Here is a 14147-nt window from a genome sequence, read left to right as displayed (position 1 = left end):
CCCCCCCCGAAGAGAGCGGTCGCTGCGCGGCAAGCCGCTTCGGGCTACGCCCTACGCGCCTTGCCGCGCAGCGAGTGAAGGAAGACTTACACCACTTGCTGGGACATCAACCGCTGGCTGGGCATTGGGCCCCGAACGTCAGTTCGCTAAACAGAAAGAGCCATTCGCCTTGGTCTGCCGTGCGCAGGCGCCCGCCCATCCGCGCCATACACCCGGCCTACTCGCCATTGGCAAATCGGCCGAAGCATTGGGGTCGGTAGGGGCGCGTTATCGCGCCGTTTCCGCGTGTCGACCGTTGCTGTTCGCCCGAATGGCCTCGGCAATTCTTCTCGTTTGGTGTCGGTTGCGGCGCGACGCCCAGATCTCCATCATCTCGCGACGTCCCGTCCAAGTCATGCGCCCCCACACGAAGATCAATGCTTGAAACCAGACTCTCGCTGCGCGCGGATTGCCAATATGAAAACAGTCTCGACCTCGGCCAAGTAGCGATACAAGGCGACATAGCCTCGAGCACCCTTGCCGATGACCAATTCCCGTTTGCCGTCTTTCACCGGTCTGCCGATCTGAGGACTATGCGCGAGAATCTGGATGGCCTCGATGATTTCCTCGATCCGCTTCGCGATGTCCACCGCATCGAACTGCGTCATGTGATCCAAGAAGCGATCAAGGTCGTCAACAACTTCGGGAGCAAGCTCGATTCGAGCCATGACTCGATCAACGCGCTGGCTGTCGCGCTAGCGGCCGCCGCACTTTCTTTCCGGTAGCGCGGGCCTGCAAGTATTCCTTCGCATCCGTCCAGGCCACCGATTTGCCAGTCCGCTTTAAAGCAACCCACCGCTCGTCGGCAATCCGATGCAACTCGTCGTCCGTCTCCATGCGCTCCACCGTTTCGGATAGTGCATCCAGAATGAAGGCATGTGAAGACTTTCCGGCCCTCTCGGCAGCCGCCGCGATGCGGGCTTTCAGGGCATCTTCCATTCGGATCGTGGTCGTGGACATGGGCAGCCTTCTTGGATCTTCTGAGCGACTCTAATGTAGCACATTTGTGCCACACTGTTCCATGGACGCCGATCTTCTTGTGTCCGCAGGCGCGCGGCGATCCTTTAGTCGGATTCTCCGACGTGACCGCGAGAGACGTGACGATCCGGTTCAACTTGAACAGGTGCGCTCTGCAACGAAGCAGCAGCGTCAGAAATGCCCGCGTCAGTCTTCTTTGCAAATGGCCGCTTTGCCGCCCGCAACGGTTGCGCTCAAACAAGGAACAGGTGAGTTCTTTCCGGCGCGAGACCAACTAGTTCGAAATGGTGGCCGTGCATCCAGGAGGCTCAGGTCTGGGACGCCAAGCGCAACGCCCTGCCCCACAAGCAGCGTGCGCTGACCAAGGAGCCGCTGGAGGCGGTCTTGGAAACTTGCGACGACTCGTTGAAAGGAAAACGCGACCGCGCCCTGCTGCTCTTTGCGTGGGCCTCGGGTGGGCGCCGGCGCTCGGAAGTGTCAGAGGCGGTTCATGAAAACCTGCGGCGCGTCGATGGCGGGAATTTTCTGTACACGCTGGCTAGTTCCAAGACCAACCACAACGGGAAGGTGCGGCCGGAAGACGTGAAACCGGTGGTCGGGTCGGCCGCTGAAGCGCTCGATGCCTGGCTCAAGGCGAGCGGGATCACCTCGGGCCCCCTCTTCCGGCGGATCCTCAAGAACGGGAGACTGGGCACCGATGGACTCTCGGGGACGGCGGTGCGGGACATCGTGAAGGAGCGGTGTGCGCTGGCCGGCGTGGGGGATGATTTCTCGGCGCACTCGTTGCGCTCGGGTTTCGTGACCGAAGCCGGGCGGCAGAACATGCCCTTGCAGGAAACCATGGCCATGACGGGGCATCGCAGCACGGACACCGTGGCGGGGTACTTTCAGGCTGGTGCGGCGCAGACGAGCGCGTTGGCGCGCATGATGGACTCCGGAAAGCCGCCGAGCCCGGAGGACATCTAGCGGTCCCCTCGGCTGGTTTTCGCGAAGGTTCACCCATGAAGCAATGGGATCGAAAGGCAAAGATGGACGAGATGGAGACCCTCGAGTTCGAGGGGTGGCATTTCTTGTGCGGCGGCGAGCAACTGCCCTCCGGCAAGTTTCAGGCGACCGTTCGCTACAAGGCGCCCCCGAGCGACGACATTCGGACCCTCGTTCTCGACACTGAGCGGTTTGACTCAGCGCGGCAGGCGCTTGGACGCGCGAAGGAGCTTGCGATGACATGGGCCAAAGAGCGAACTGGCGACGAACGCGGAGACGCCTGAGAGGTGGACACCGACTATCAAACCCTGCTGTGCGACGACGCGTTCTTGGTCGATTTGGGCCGCGACGTATGGCTCATGGATACCCAGTTGACGTGGGCGCTTGCCTGTGAGCGTCTCAGTTGCTACCCGGACCCGAAGTTCGACGATGTTGAAGCGGAACTAGGTCGTGACTGGGGCACGGCTCGCGGCCGGTCGTCATTGGAATGGGAGCGCGCGAAGCACGCGACGCGCGATGCGTGACAACGCCTCAGCGACAACGTCGAACGTGCCATCCCTGGGGATTCGGACCGCATGGTCGATAGTGCGTGATGACCGACAAGCGGACGGGCGCCCGATTCGGGTGCCGCGCCGGCGGCCGTCGGGTATCCGCGCGGGACGCCTACATCGGCCTGCGTCCTCGCTATGAAACAGTTCGGTGCGTGGGACACATCAAGTTCCAAGGAGCAGATGATGTTTGCTCGACTGTCATTGGTGAGGCCGGTGCTGGTCCTCGGTGCCGCGGCGCTGTCGATCGTTTCGGCCGCCGCGCAACCGACGGACAGGCAGCCCGGGCCGTCAGGTTCTGAAACGCGCCCAGGCACCGATCGTGAAATGGTCGTGAAACCGCCGGCCACGGTGGATCCGCAGCTCGCGAAGCCTCCGCCCCCTAACAAGGATCCCGGCATGGTGGAAAAGCCTCCGGCGGATGCGGCGCCGAGTGCCGGCAATACTCGCCCGGCGCCCGCCGCGCCATCACGGCGGGATGACTGCAAGGGCACGGCCGAAGACTGCAAGCAGAACTCCGCACGCTGAGGCCCTGACACCCAACTACAGTGCGCGACTTTGGAATGAATTCCGCCCATGATGCGTCGCAAGTCGTTGCGCGGAGGTCGGGTCGGCCTCGCGATACTGGCATGGGCGCTCTGCCAGATAGCCATGCGCAGAGTGACGAGGAACTGGCCAAGAAGCTGTCGAACCCGGTCGCCGCCCTCATCAGCGTGCCGTTCCAGTACAACTCCGACCAAAGATGGGAAGCCAGCCCGTGAGCAACGGCGGCGGCCTGCGCTACTGGGCTGTTCACTGACTACTGGAGTGCATCCATTTCCTGGAGGTGTGCGGTGCAACAAATGTTCAGAGGTAGGACGTTTTGGCCAGGCAGTTCGCCGCCGCCCGACCCTCACCGGATACGCCTACACAGTTTGATGGTTGTCGTTTTCCCGACGTCGAGGTACGGTTAGCGGTTGACGTCATTGGAGGAGTCTGCGCGATGCAAGTAGACATCACCATCAATAACAGCAGTGGCAGGCAGGCACGCTATCTGACATGGGCGGCCTCGCCATTGCGCCTGCGCCTGGCCGACGTGCCAACACTCGGGCCGCCGCTGACCGTGACCTTGGCGTCCGAACGAGATCCCGCAGGGGGCGACCTGCTGTTCAGCGCAGCAAGTCCCACCGCTCCCAAGCCGACGCCGACACTCAAGGTCGCGCTGCCGCGCAATGGCAGCTCGGTGACGGTGAGGGTGTACGGCCGTTTCGGGCGCCCTAGCGTGGCCGATGGTGACGTTCGTGTCGTCGCTCGATTCAAAGGCAATGTGATCGGCAAGCTGCCGGTGATGGTTCGCGTGCGCAAGAACGCCACGCGGCTCTCCGCTGCGGAACGTGACCGCTTTGTCGCCGCGCTGGCACAACTCAATGACCGCGGCACCGGGCGCTTTGCCGACTTCCGCAACATGCATGTCCTTGCGTCGACGAACGAAGCGCATGGCGCTGCCGGCTTCCTGCCTTGGCACCGGGCCTACCTACTGGACCTGGAGCGCGAACTGCAAGCCATCGATCCCTCGGTCGCGTTGCCCTACTGGCGCTTCGATCGTCCGGCGGCCAGTTTGTTCACGCGCGAGTTTCTCGGAGAGACGGATGCGCTCGGCAATGCCGAGTTCCACCCCGCCAATCCGCTCACCTTCTGGACCACCGACGGCGTGCTCGGAGTGATCCGGCGCGCACAGCCGGGATTCGACCCGGCGACCATGGCCGCTCGCGGCGTGTTCAGCGAGGCCGACACCTTGGCGCTGGGGACGAACTTCGCGGCTTTCACTGCAATGGAAGGCAACCCGCATGGCACCGCGCACGTCTCGTCCTTCAGTGGCCCGATCACGAGCGTCCCCACTGCGGCGAGAGATCCCTTGTTCTTCCTCCTGCATTGCAACGTGGATCGCCTGTGGGCCAGATGGCAACGCAAGAACAAGCGGTTTGATCCTGCGACGCCCGCTTCGTATGCCAGCGGAGCCACTCCCACCAGCCTGCGCGTAGGCCACAACCTCAACGACACCATGTGGCCCTGGAACGGCGTGATCACGCCGCCGCGGCCGGTCAATGCGCCAGGGGGCGCGCTGTCGGGATCGCCGACGGTAAGCAGGCCAGGGCCGCAGCCGCGAGTTCGTGACATGCTCGACTACCAAGGCAGTGTGGCACCCGCGTCGGTGCTGGGCTTTGCCTACGATGATGTTTCGTGAACCGTCGACGCTTCGGAGCCATTGACCATGCCTGCACGCAAGAACCCGCCGAGAAAGACCGCGGCGAAAACACCCGCCAAGTCCGCTGCCAAGAAGGTCGCCAAGCACGCCCCTGCCGCCTCGAAGGGCCTGGCGCTGGCCCTGGACGCGGATGCGAAACCCAAGGCACGCGCGGCCGCGGCCATGCGCCTGGGATGGAGCGAAGTCTGCGGCAGCAAGGCCAGCTTCCGCTCTGTGCTGGGTCTGGTGCGCGATGCCGCGACGCCGCTCGGGGTACGCTACGCAGCGTTGTCGGCACTGCAATCGGCGACTTTTGGCGGAAGCGTCTTTGCCCCTTACCGGCCGGAATATCTTTCGGCGTTGCGCACCTTGCGCAGCGACCCCGATTTCGAACTGCGTCAACGCGTGCTGGGCATCCTGGCGCGTGAAAACGACGGTGACACGCAGGCCATGCTCCTCGAAGGCTTGCAGGACCCGGACAAGGCGATGGTGCCGGCCGAGAAGGCCCTGCAACTCCTGAGCTACGACGTGCATGCCGGAGCCTTCGAGGTGGCGCGCCAGATCGCCGAGGATCCTTCCAATGCGCTGGCGCGCCGTGAGGCCTTGCGCGTTCTCGCAGCCGACGGTGGCTCGGCGCCCATGTTCGAGAATGTTCTGCGCAGCCGGGCCGAGCCGATGGAGGTCCGCCAGATTGCAGCAGCCGCGCTACACCAGTTGGCGCCGGAACGCCTGCAGCAGTGCGCGCGCGATATCGCGCTTGACGAGAGCGAGAGCGACGCCCTGCGCTCACTGGGTCTGAACGCACTGGCGCATTTCGGCGATGCAAAGACCCTCTCGGGCGATAAGGCCTTGCAGGACTACGTCGATGGTCTGCAGCGCAAGGGCGAAGACACGCCCGATACCCTGGCCCGCGTCGCGGCGCAGTACAGCAAGCGTGTCGGCGGCTGATCGCTGGGTCCACCATGGCCGAGCCGCTGGAAACCGACGCATGGACGGAGGCGCGCTTCCGCGCCGCCGTGGACTTCGCCTCGCAGAGCCCGGCTGCGCCTGCCGAACTGCTCGGTTTGCTCGAAGAAAGCCATCCGGCCTACGGGCAGCGTGGTGCTGCGGCAGTGGTGAGGATGCGCGGGCACGCCTTGTTGGCCCTGATGCGTGGACCGAGGCCGTGGCCGGCATCGGTTCCGTTCGCAGCCGAGGAACTTCAAAGCGGCCACAGCCCCTATCTCCTAGCTGCCGCCGCGCGCGTCCTGCAGCACGTCGCGTCGCCGCACCCATCGCTCGCGCCTTTCGTGACGTCGGCCTTGACCACGCTGTCTCAGTCCGACGACGCCGTCGATCTCTCGCGCTACGGCGGTACGGCGTCGGAAGGAGATGCGGCGCCGGCCTTTGACGAGGTGATGCGCGCCTTGCAATGGCTGGGTCCCGCCGCGGCCGGCGAACGCGCCGCATTGCAGACGCTTCTGCAGCAGCCCGGGTTGGCGCCCGAACAGCGCGCCGCACTGACGCACGCCGTGCAGGCGCTGCCCATGGCGCATGGCCACGACGGCAGTGGGCCGCAATGGCACAGCAGCCGCGATGCGCTCGCGAGTTGCATCAACACCAGGATGAGCGATGTGGTCCTGGAAGACCAGGATGCGCAGCGCCTGGATTGGGACGAGCTGTTCGTCGGCGCGCCGACGGTGCTGGCGTTCTTCTACACGCGCTGCGACAACGCGCGCAAATGCTCGCTGACGATCAGCAAGCTCGCCCGAATGCAAGACCTGCTGCGGCAAGCCGGATGCTTCGAGCAGGTGCGCATCGCTGCCATCACCTACGACCCGACCTTCGATTCGCCGCAACGCCTGCGCGGCTACGCGGCGAGCCGCGGCATGCAATTCGCGGCGGGCCACCGCGTCTTGCGCGTCATCGAGGGGCACGAGCGCCTGAGCCGGGCACTGGGCCTGGGCGTCAGTTTCGTGGGCCACGTGGTCAACAGGCATCGCATCGAGGTGTTCGTGCTGGACCTGGCCGGGCACGTGGCCGCAGTCCATCGCCGGTTGCAATGGCGCGAAGAAGAGCTGCTGGAAGACGTGCAGCAGTTGCTTTCTGCCTCTCAGGAGAAGGTGATCCCGGCGCCGGCGGTGCCCGCTTCGTCATCGACGCCCTTCGCGCGACAGCGAGCTGCTCCGGCCGTGCGCGGCATCCCCGGTTGGACGTCGACCCTTCTTGCAATGGCCATCGCGCTTTTTCCGAAGTGTCCCATCTGTGGCCTGACCTATCTCAGCATGGGCAGCCTGGTTGCGCTGCCGCAGGTGCCAGGCTTGTACTGGACTTGGCCATTGATCGCACTGGCTTCCATGATCAACCTTGCAGTACTGGTCTGGCTGGCCCGGCGGGAGCGGCGCTGGCTCGGCGTGGCATTGGCTGCGCTGGGCAGCGCCATGCTGTTTGGCTGGGGTGCGGCGCTGCAGAGCGATTGGGGCCTCTGGGGCGGCGTCGTGCTGCACGCCGCAGGTGCGCTGATCAGCGTGTGGACGACATCGCAGCGTGTCGCGCAGGCTGTCTAGCTTGGCGCCAGCTGTCGACGCTGGCGCAGCGACACGAAAAGGCATCAGGCAGGCGGAGCAACGGCCGGCACGGGTGGAGTCTCGACTGGCTTCTCAAAATGATAGATCGCCTTGAGCTTGATCTCGCGCTTGAACGCTTTAAGGAAACGCTGATCTATGAGTCGCATCGGGGCGCAGCGATGATGGTCGCATCCACGATCGTGCCTGCGCGCATCAGCAACCCTTACTCTGCGAGGTGCGCATTGATTTCCTCGAACAGTGCGCGCGTGAGGTCGTTGTCCTGCAGCAGGCGCCGAAACTTCAGCAATGTCGTCGCGTCGGGCACCGACTCGCGGACAGGTCGATGCCCACGAAGTCGCGCAGCGCCTGGCTGTCGTACAGCGCGTCTTCGAGCGCCTCGTCGGCCAAGCCGTACCACAACTGAAGACAGTACATGCGCCGTATCTTCGGCAAGCCGATCGGTTGCCGACCCACGCGCCCGCTCTTGGGGTACAGCGGTTCGATCACCGCTATCAAACGTGCCCAGGGCACGATGCGCTCCATCTCGGTGAGAAACTTCTCGCGCCGCGTGCGCTTCTTCTTCATCGCGAACTCGGCGCTGGCAAAACTGCGTTGGCTCATCGTCGTACTGGTCCCCTCGGGCGTTTGATCAACAACGCATCGCTCGCCGGCTGCGTGGACGCGACTCTGAATAAATCAGCGTCTCCCTAGGCTTCCTGGCCGGCGCGAAACCGGGACTGTGAGCCTGGAAGAATGCCTGGCGGCGTCGCTGCCCGGCCTCCGGTTTTCACTCTTTAGCTCTGGGCTGCTTGCGTTCCACGGCGGGCACGTCCTGTAGGCCTCGATCGTCACCTTTGGTCGAAAGCTCCACCCATCCGTCGCACCGCGTCAGTACCCTTCGCAACTCACGCGGGTGAATCAGCTGTTGTACGATTTCGGACGACATCCCCCGTCGCCGCTTTCCGATCTCTCGGCCCATCGCGCGGCCTAGAGTCACGCTGACGTCTAGGAAACGGCGGACAACATGAAAATCGCACAGGTCGCCCCGCTCTACGAGGCGGTTCCGCCGCGCCTCTACGGCGGCACGGAACGCGTGGTGGCGCACCTGACTGACGCGCTGGTGGACGAAGGGCACGAGGTCACACTTTTCGCGTCGGGAGATGCGCGCACTCGCGCTGCATTGGTGGCCACTCGCAAGCAGGCGCTGCGCCTCGACCCGGCAGCCTTGAAATCGGATCTGGCCAGTCACCTGTCGATGCTGCACGAGGTGCGTCGCCGCGCGGACGAATTCGATGTGCTGCATTTCCACATCGACATGCTGCACTTCCCGGTGTTCGAGGACATGGCCGCACGCACGCTGACCACGCTGCACGGTCGCCTCGACATTGACGACCTGTCGGATACGTACCGGCGATGGCCCAACTATCCGCTCGTCTCCATCTCGGATGACCAGCGCAGGTCGCTCCCGGACGCGAGCTGGTATGCGACCGTTCATCACGGTGTCGACGCAGCCAGCTATCGCTTCAACGGCTCGCCGCGCGGCGACTACCTGGCCTTCCTTGGCCGCATTTCGCCGGAAAAACGACCCGATCGTGCCATCGAGATCGCGCGCCTCGCGGGCGTGCCGCTGCGCATGGCGGCCAAGGTGGACGACGTGGACCGCGACTACTTCGAACGAAAGGTCCGGCCCCTGCTGACTCACCCGCTCGTCGAGTACATCGGCGAGATCGGCGACGAGGACAAGAGCGAGTTCCTGGGCCATGCGCGCGCCCTCCTCTTTCCGATCGACTGGCCCGAACCATTCGGCCTCGTCATGATCGAAGCCATGGCCTGCGGCACGCCAGTGATCGCCTGGCGATGCGGCTCGGTGCCCGAAGTGGTGGACCCCGGCGTTACCGGACTCATCGTCGACGACATGGCCCAGGCAGTCGATGCGGTGCACGCGGTGCGCGGCCTGCGTCGCTCGCGCGTGCGCGCGGCGTTCGAGGAACGCTTCACCGCGCGGGCCATGGCCAACCGGTACGTACAGCTGTATTGGCAACTGGTGCGCGACAGCCGTACCGCATTGTTGGAGGGCGAAGCGGCATGAAAGGCAAATTCAGTTCCCGGAGCCGGTCATGAGCCAGGCGGACACCACCGGCGGCACGGACGACGCGTGGCCGAGTCCGCCAGCGCGAACCGGGCAACGCCTCTACGTACTGAAGGAAGGCGATACCTTTCTCGTGGCCGATGCCATGGGGGACGTCACGGGTGAAGGCGACGGTCTGTTCCACAACGACACTCGCCTGCTATCCAGCTTCAGGCTGCTGATGGACGGCCGGCCGCCGACCTTGCTCTCTAGCGCGGTGAGCCAGGACAACGCCTTCTTCACCGCGAACCTGACCAACCACCCTCTGCCGCCGTTGGGCGAGACTTCGATGCCCGAAGGGGTGATCCACCTGGAGCGCAGAAGATTCCTGTGGGGAGACCGGGTCCACGAACGCATCTCGCTCGTCAACTACAGCGACATGCCCGCGCGCGTCCCGCTGCAACTGCTCTATGCGGCGGACTTCCGGGATATGTTCGAGGTCCGCGGGCAGGTTCGCAGCAAGCGCGGCGAGTATGTCGCGGGACAGGTCGGCGATCATTGCGTCGAACTGCGCTACCACGGACTGGATGCCGTCTGGCGCGACATGACGATCGCATTCTCGGAGCCCCCGCGCCGCATGGACGCGCGCGGTGCGGCCTTCGACGTCGTCCTCGCCGGGCGAGAACACTGGGTGCTTTATGTGGAGGTCGGTTCCGGCCTCGTGCTGCCTTCGCGGCTGCGGTATCGCGCCGCGGCCGCCCATGCGCGCAGGGGTCTGCGCGTGCGTCGTCGCCGGTCGGCGCGACTGCATGCCTCGAGCCGGCTCTTCCAGGCTTGGATCGATAAATCCGAGGCCGACCTCGCGCTACTGACCTCCGACCTGCCGACAGGCCCCTACCCCTACGCCGGCATCCCCTGGTTCTCGACGCCCTTCGGTCGCGATGCAGTCATCACCGCCATGCAGACGCTGTGGGTCGACCCGGCGCTCGCGCGCGGTGTGCTCGCCTTCCTGGCCGCTCATCAATCCCAGGAGACCTCGGCCTTCCGCGACGCGGAACCCGGAAAGATCATGCACGAGACGCGCAAGGGCGAAATGGCCGCCGTCAACGAACTGCCCTTCAGCAAGTACTACGGCGGGGTCGACACGACGCCGCTGTTCGTGATGCTGGCTGCGGACTATGCACGGAGAACCGGCGACCTCGGCTTCATCGACGGCATCTGGAGTGCACTGGTGGCGGCCACCGCATGGATCCAGGACAACGCCAAGCGCCATGGCGGGTTCGTGAGCTACGCGCGCGGCGAAGCGACCGGCCTCGCCAATCAGGGCTGGAAGGACAGCCACGATTCGGTGTTTCACGCGGACGGCACTTCGCCCATCGGCCCCATCGCGCTGGTGGAAGTCCAGGGCTATGCCTTCGCGGCGCTTCGGGGCATGGCCGGTCTGGCAAGCGCGCGCGGGGACGTAGCCAGCGGCGCGCGATGGCGCGAGGCGTCCACGGACCTTGCCGCGCGGGTCGAAAGCAATTTTTGGCGCGATGAATTGCAGTTCTACGCGCTCGCTCTCGATGGGCAAGGCGATCCCTGCCGCGTGCGCGCATCCAACGCCGGCCATCTGCTCTTCACGGGTCTGCCCTCCCTGGAACGCGGGCGCGTTGTTGCGCGACAGCTCCTGTCCGGCGCGTTCGACACCGGCTGGGGCGTGCGAACCTTGGCCGCCAACATGGCGCGCTTCAACCCCATGTCGTACCACAACGGCTCGGTCTGGCCGCACGATGTGGCGCTGTGCGCCGCCGGCATGGCGCGCTATGGCGAGCGCGAAGGGGTGGTTCATCTGCTCGGCGACATGTTCGAGGCTGCCACGTACTTCGGCCTACGCCTGCCCGAGCTGTATTGCGGCTTCGACCGGGCTTCGGGGGAGGCGCCCGTCGCATATCCGGTGGCGTGCCTGCCGCAGGCGTGGGCAGCCGGATCCGTCTTTATGCTTCTGCAGTCCTGTCTGGGGATCCGGATCGACGGCCTCGATGACATTCTGGAAGTTGATCAGCCTCAATTGCCGCAAGGCATCGAGACCATGCAGATCGCCGACTTGGAGGTCGGTGGGAGTCGCCTGAACATCGTGTTCCGGCGCGTGGGCGGACGCGTGGTCGTCATCGCGGACCAACGGCCCGGCACCAAACCCACGCGTTTTGATCTGCGTTATTGACGTGACGACGCGCCGTGTGGCCATCGCCTTCGTCGTCTAGGAGCAGGCGCAATGTGAATTCGCAAGTGGCCGCCTTCAGCTTGCTGCGCCACTGTCTGCGATGCAGGCTCTTGCACCGTCAAGTGAGTCGCGCCGCGTAGTCGTTCCATGCGGCTGCTGGCCTCAATGGGCGCGCACGGCTCGCGTCAGAGGAATCGACCAAAGGCCACGACGTCGCCTGAAACCAGCACGTGGAATGAAATTGAAGCGCGGCGATCAGCAATTTGTTGGCGACGGGGAAATCCCAGCAACTGATCATGTCGACCACGACCGGCGCGGTTCCACTTGCGGCGGCGTCGGTGGGACGGATGAGGATTTCGGAGAAGGCGGCATGATGACTCATATTCGTCAGTCGGGCGTTTGTGGTGTCGAATGGAAGCGCCAGCATGCACAGGAGACCATCCATTTCCTGGGGGTGTGCGGTGCAGCAAAGTAAGCTTCACGGATGGAAGCCGGGGCATCTTCTGGGCAGGAGGTCCTGCAGCTGCGCGCCGTCCTGCGTAGCATCAGCCCGCTGATCTGGCGGCGCCTTCTGGTGCGTGGCGATACCAGCGTCGCCCGGCTTCACCAGATCCTGCAGGTCGCGTTCGACTGGCAGGACATGCACCTTCATCGCTTCGAGATTCGCGGTCGCGAGTACGGTGTCCATCAGGAGGGCGGCCTGTTCTTCGACACCGACGCACATGAAGTCCTGATCGGCCAATTGAAGCTGCGGCGCCTTGAGCGATTCACCTACGAATACGACTTCGGCGATCTGTGGGTGCACGACCTGCGCATCGAGGCGACCTTGCCCCTGGATCCCAAGCTGGTGTACCCGGTATGCATCGCAGGCCGGCGCGCCGCACCCCCAGAGGATTGCGGTGGTCCGCATGCGTTCATGGCCACTCGGTTCGAGTACACCCTGATCGGCGAGAGCAGGTCCCGCCAAGAGTTCGAGGATCTTCTCGACGTTGAGGTGGACGACGAGGAATGGGCCACCTTGCGCCACTACCACCCCGACTGTTTCGATCGGCGCGCCGTCAACCGAAGGCTCGCCGCGTTGGCTGCGCCATCTCAGGAAAGGCGGGTCCTATGAAAGTCACCCTTCAGATTTGCATTGAGGGGGCCGCGTCGCACCCCTTCACCGTGCCGCTTCACACGATTGACGGTCGATGTGACCAGGTGCAGGACGTCGGACTCTCCCTCGGCGACGCCAAATCCATCCTCGGCAAGATCCAGCAAACGTTTGTGCGCCAGCAACTTGAGAGCTACCTGGCACAGCGCAGGGCCTGTCCGCATTGCCAGAGGCCTCGAGCGATGAAGGGCTACCACCCGCTGCGCTTTCGCACCGCCTTCGGGGATATCGCGCTGCGTAGCCCCCGTTGGCACCGCTGTCAATGCGAACAGTCTCGAGAGGCTACGGTTTGCCCGCTGAGCGAACTTCTGAAGGTGCGCACGTCGCCGGAGTTGGCGTACCTGGAGTGCAAGTGGGCGGCGCAGGTTTCCTTTGCATCGGTCAGGGGCGCTGCTGCGGGAGGTGCTGCCGATCGATCATGGATTGCATGAGGAAACCATTCGCCAGCATGTTCTGGCCACCGCCGAGCGACTCGAGGCGCAGCTTGGCCCGGAGCAGTTCGCCTACGACGGCGCCTCCCAGTGCGAGATCGAAACTTCGCCGGAGCCTGCCGCTCCGATCACGGTCGGGCTGGATGGAGGCTATGTCCGAGGCCGCGACCGCCTGCCTGGCGCCAACGGTTGTTTCGAAGTCATCGCCGGGAAGAGCATCCCCGAGGAAGGTCCGGCCAAAGTCTTCGCCTTCGTTCATCGAGTAGACCGCAAGCCCAAGCGTCGACTGCGCTCAGTGCTTGAGTCGCAAGGCATCCTACCTCGCCAGCACATCACCTTCCTTTGCGACGGCGGCGACACGGTGCGCGAGCTCGGCGCGTTGGTGCACCCGCGATCCGAGCACATTCTGGATTGGTTTCATGTCGCAATGCGCATCGAGCAGCTCTTGCAGACAACACGAGGTCTTCAGGGCTCAGAGAAGGAGAATCTTCTCAAGGACATCGAGCGAGTCAAATGGTATTTGTAGCATGGAAACGTGCTCCACGCCGAAGGAGTCTTGTACAACCTGCTTGAGGACATCGGCGATGCCCGTGAGGAGCAGCGCAAGGCGGGACTTCCGAGTTCAGTCGTGCTCAAAAAACTTGATCGGGCGGTGAATGAATTCGCGACCTACGTCGACAACAATGCCGACGCCATCGTCAACTACGGGGAGAGGTACCGATGCGGAGAACGGATCTCCACCGGCTTTGTCGAGTCCGCGGTCAACCAGGTCATCTCCAAGCAGTTCGTGAAGAAGCAGCAATGCGCTGGACGCCGCGCGGAGCGCATCTTCTGCTCCATGTTCGTATACAGGTCCTCAACTACGAGCTACGCGGAGAGCGTTCGATTTGGTGGGGTGAGCTGCCGCTGACATTCATGTCACTGGCATAGGCTGCCCCAGCGGCGGCAGAGAATCTGACTTCCTTGCTCGCTC

17 protein-coding genes and 1 pseudogene are annotated in these 14147 nt (G+C 64.2%); 15 read left to right on the top strand and 3 right to left on the bottom strand.

The window, feature by feature from the left end; all coding sequences use genetic code 11:
- Positions 1–413: 413 nt before the first annotated feature.
- Both QTI24_RS29630 and QTI24_RS29625 read right to left on the bottom strand, forming a co-directional pair.
- Positions 414–707, bottom strand: coding sequence for a type II toxin-antitoxin system RelE/ParE family toxin (locus QTI24_RS29630; protein WP_286605364.1), 294 nt, complete (start codon positions 705–707; stop codon positions 414–416).
- A 7-nt stretch (positions 708–714) separates the two neighbouring features.
- Positions 715–999, bottom strand: coding sequence for a ribbon-helix-helix protein, CopG family (locus tag QTI24_RS29625; RefSeq protein WP_286605363.1), 285 nt, complete (start codon positions 997–999; stop codon positions 715–717).
- 315 nt (positions 1000–1314) lie between these two features.
- Here QTI24_RS29625 and QTI24_RS29620 point away from each other — a divergent pair, with 315 nt between their 5' ends.
- The 8 genes from QTI24_RS29620 (at position 1315) to QTI24_RS29585 (ending at position 7319) form a co-directional block, all read left to right on the top strand.
- Positions 1315–1983 carry a site-specific integrase gene (locus QTI24_RS29620; RefSeq protein WP_353506125.1) on the top strand — a complete coding sequence of 223 codons (669 nt, stop codon included), beginning with the start codon at positions 1315–1317 and terminating at the stop codon, positions 1981–1983.
- Positions 1984–2018: 35 nt separating this feature from the next.
- A complete protein-coding gene (locus tag QTI24_RS29615; protein WP_286605362.1) occupies positions 2019–2285 on the top strand; it encodes a hypothetical protein in 267 nt (88 codons plus the stop codon).
- A gap of 3 nt (positions 2286–2288) precedes the next feature.
- Positions 2289–2525, top strand: coding sequence for a hypothetical protein (locus tag QTI24_RS29610; RefSeq protein ID WP_286605361.1), 237 nt, complete (start codon positions 2289–2291; stop codon positions 2523–2525).
- Between the two features lie 162 nt (positions 2526–2687).
- Positions 2688–3077 carry a hypothetical protein gene (locus QTI24_RS29605; RefSeq protein ID WP_286605360.1) on the top strand — a complete coding sequence of 130 codons (390 nt, stop codon included), beginning with the start codon at positions 2688–2690 and terminating at the stop codon, positions 3075–3077.
- Positions 3078–3178: 101 nt separating this feature from the next.
- Entirely contained in the window at positions 3179–3310 is a 132-nt protein-coding gene (locus QTI24_RS29600; RefSeq protein WP_286605359.1) for a hypothetical protein, read from the top strand.
- A 221-nt stretch (positions 3311–3531) separates the two neighbouring features.
- Positions 3532–4773 (top strand): tyrosinase family protein, encoded by a 1242-nt coding sequence (locus QTI24_RS29595; protein WP_286605357.1) that lies wholly within the window; start codon positions 3532–3534, stop codon positions 4771–4773.
- A gap of 27 nt (positions 4774–4800) precedes the next feature.
- Positions 4801–5721, top strand: a complete 921-nt coding sequence (locus QTI24_RS29590; RefSeq protein WP_286605355.1) for a HEAT repeat domain-containing protein — start codon at positions 4801–4803, stop codon at positions 5719–5721.
- Positions 5722–5735: 14 nt separating this feature from the next.
- The gene (locus QTI24_RS29585) at positions 5736–7319 is read left to right on the top strand and encodes an SCO family protein (protein WP_286605353.1); all 1584 of its coding nucleotides are present in this window, start codon (positions 5736–5738) and stop codon (positions 7317–7319) included.
- 226 nt (positions 7320–7545) lie between these two features.
- Here QTI24_RS29585 and QTI24_RS29580 read toward each other — a convergent pair.
- Positions 7546–7940: pseudogene (locus tag QTI24_RS29580) on the bottom strand (transposase); the annotation flags it as partial.
- Positions 7941–8343: 403 nt separating this feature from the next.
- On the opposite strand from QTI24_RS29580, the gene QTI24_RS29575 reads away from it, so the two are divergent.
- The 7 genes from QTI24_RS29575 to QTI24_RS29545 all read left to right on the top strand — a co-directional run bounded on the left by QTI24_RS29575 (position 8344) and on the right by QTI24_RS29545 (position 14084).
- Entirely contained in the window at positions 8344–9408 is a 1065-nt protein-coding gene (locus QTI24_RS29575; protein ID WP_286605351.1) for a glycosyltransferase family 4 protein, read from the top strand.
- Between the two features lie 28 nt (positions 9409–9436).
- On the top strand, positions 9437–11590 hold the full coding sequence (locus tag QTI24_RS29570) for an amylo-alpha-1,6-glucosidase (protein WP_286605349.1): 2154 nt from the start codon (positions 9437–9439) through the stop codon (positions 11588–11590).
- Between the two features lie 235 nt (positions 11591–11825).
- On the top strand, positions 11826–12065 hold the full coding sequence (locus tag QTI24_RS29565) for a hypothetical protein (RefSeq protein WP_286605347.1): 240 nt from the start codon (positions 11826–11828) through the stop codon (positions 12063–12065).
- A 9-nt stretch (positions 12066–12074) separates the two neighbouring features.
- Positions 12075–12704 carry a plasmid pRiA4b ORF-3 family protein gene (locus QTI24_RS29560; protein WP_286605345.1) on the top strand — a complete coding sequence of 210 codons (630 nt, stop codon included), beginning with the start codon at positions 12075–12077 and terminating at the stop codon, positions 12702–12704.
- Positions 12701–13174, top strand: coding sequence for a hypothetical protein (locus tag QTI24_RS29555; protein WP_286605343.1), 474 nt, complete (start codon positions 12701–12703; stop codon positions 13172–13174). Before QTI24_RS29560 ends, QTI24_RS29555 begins: the two co-directional genes overlap by 4 nt.
- Positions 13146–13700: a hypothetical protein gene (locus QTI24_RS29550; protein ID WP_286605341.1), complete on the top strand. Its 555-nt coding sequence runs from the start codon at positions 13146–13148 to the stop codon at positions 13698–13700. Before QTI24_RS29555 ends, QTI24_RS29550 begins: the two co-directional genes overlap by 29 nt.
- Before the next feature lie 30 nt (positions 13701–13730).
- Positions 13731–14084, top strand: coding sequence for a hypothetical protein (locus QTI24_RS29545; protein WP_286605340.1), 354 nt, complete (start codon positions 13731–13733; stop codon positions 14082–14084).
- Positions 14085–14147: the final 63 nt, after the last annotated feature.

The sequence above is a fragment of the Variovorax sp. J22P240 genome (assembly GCF_030316855.1).
GTDB lineage: Bacteria > Pseudomonadota > Gammaproteobacteria > Burkholderiales > Burkholderiaceae_C > Variovorax.
The sequence above is the reverse complement of the archived record's forward strand: the minus strand, read 5'-3'. Positions and strand labels throughout refer to the sequence as shown.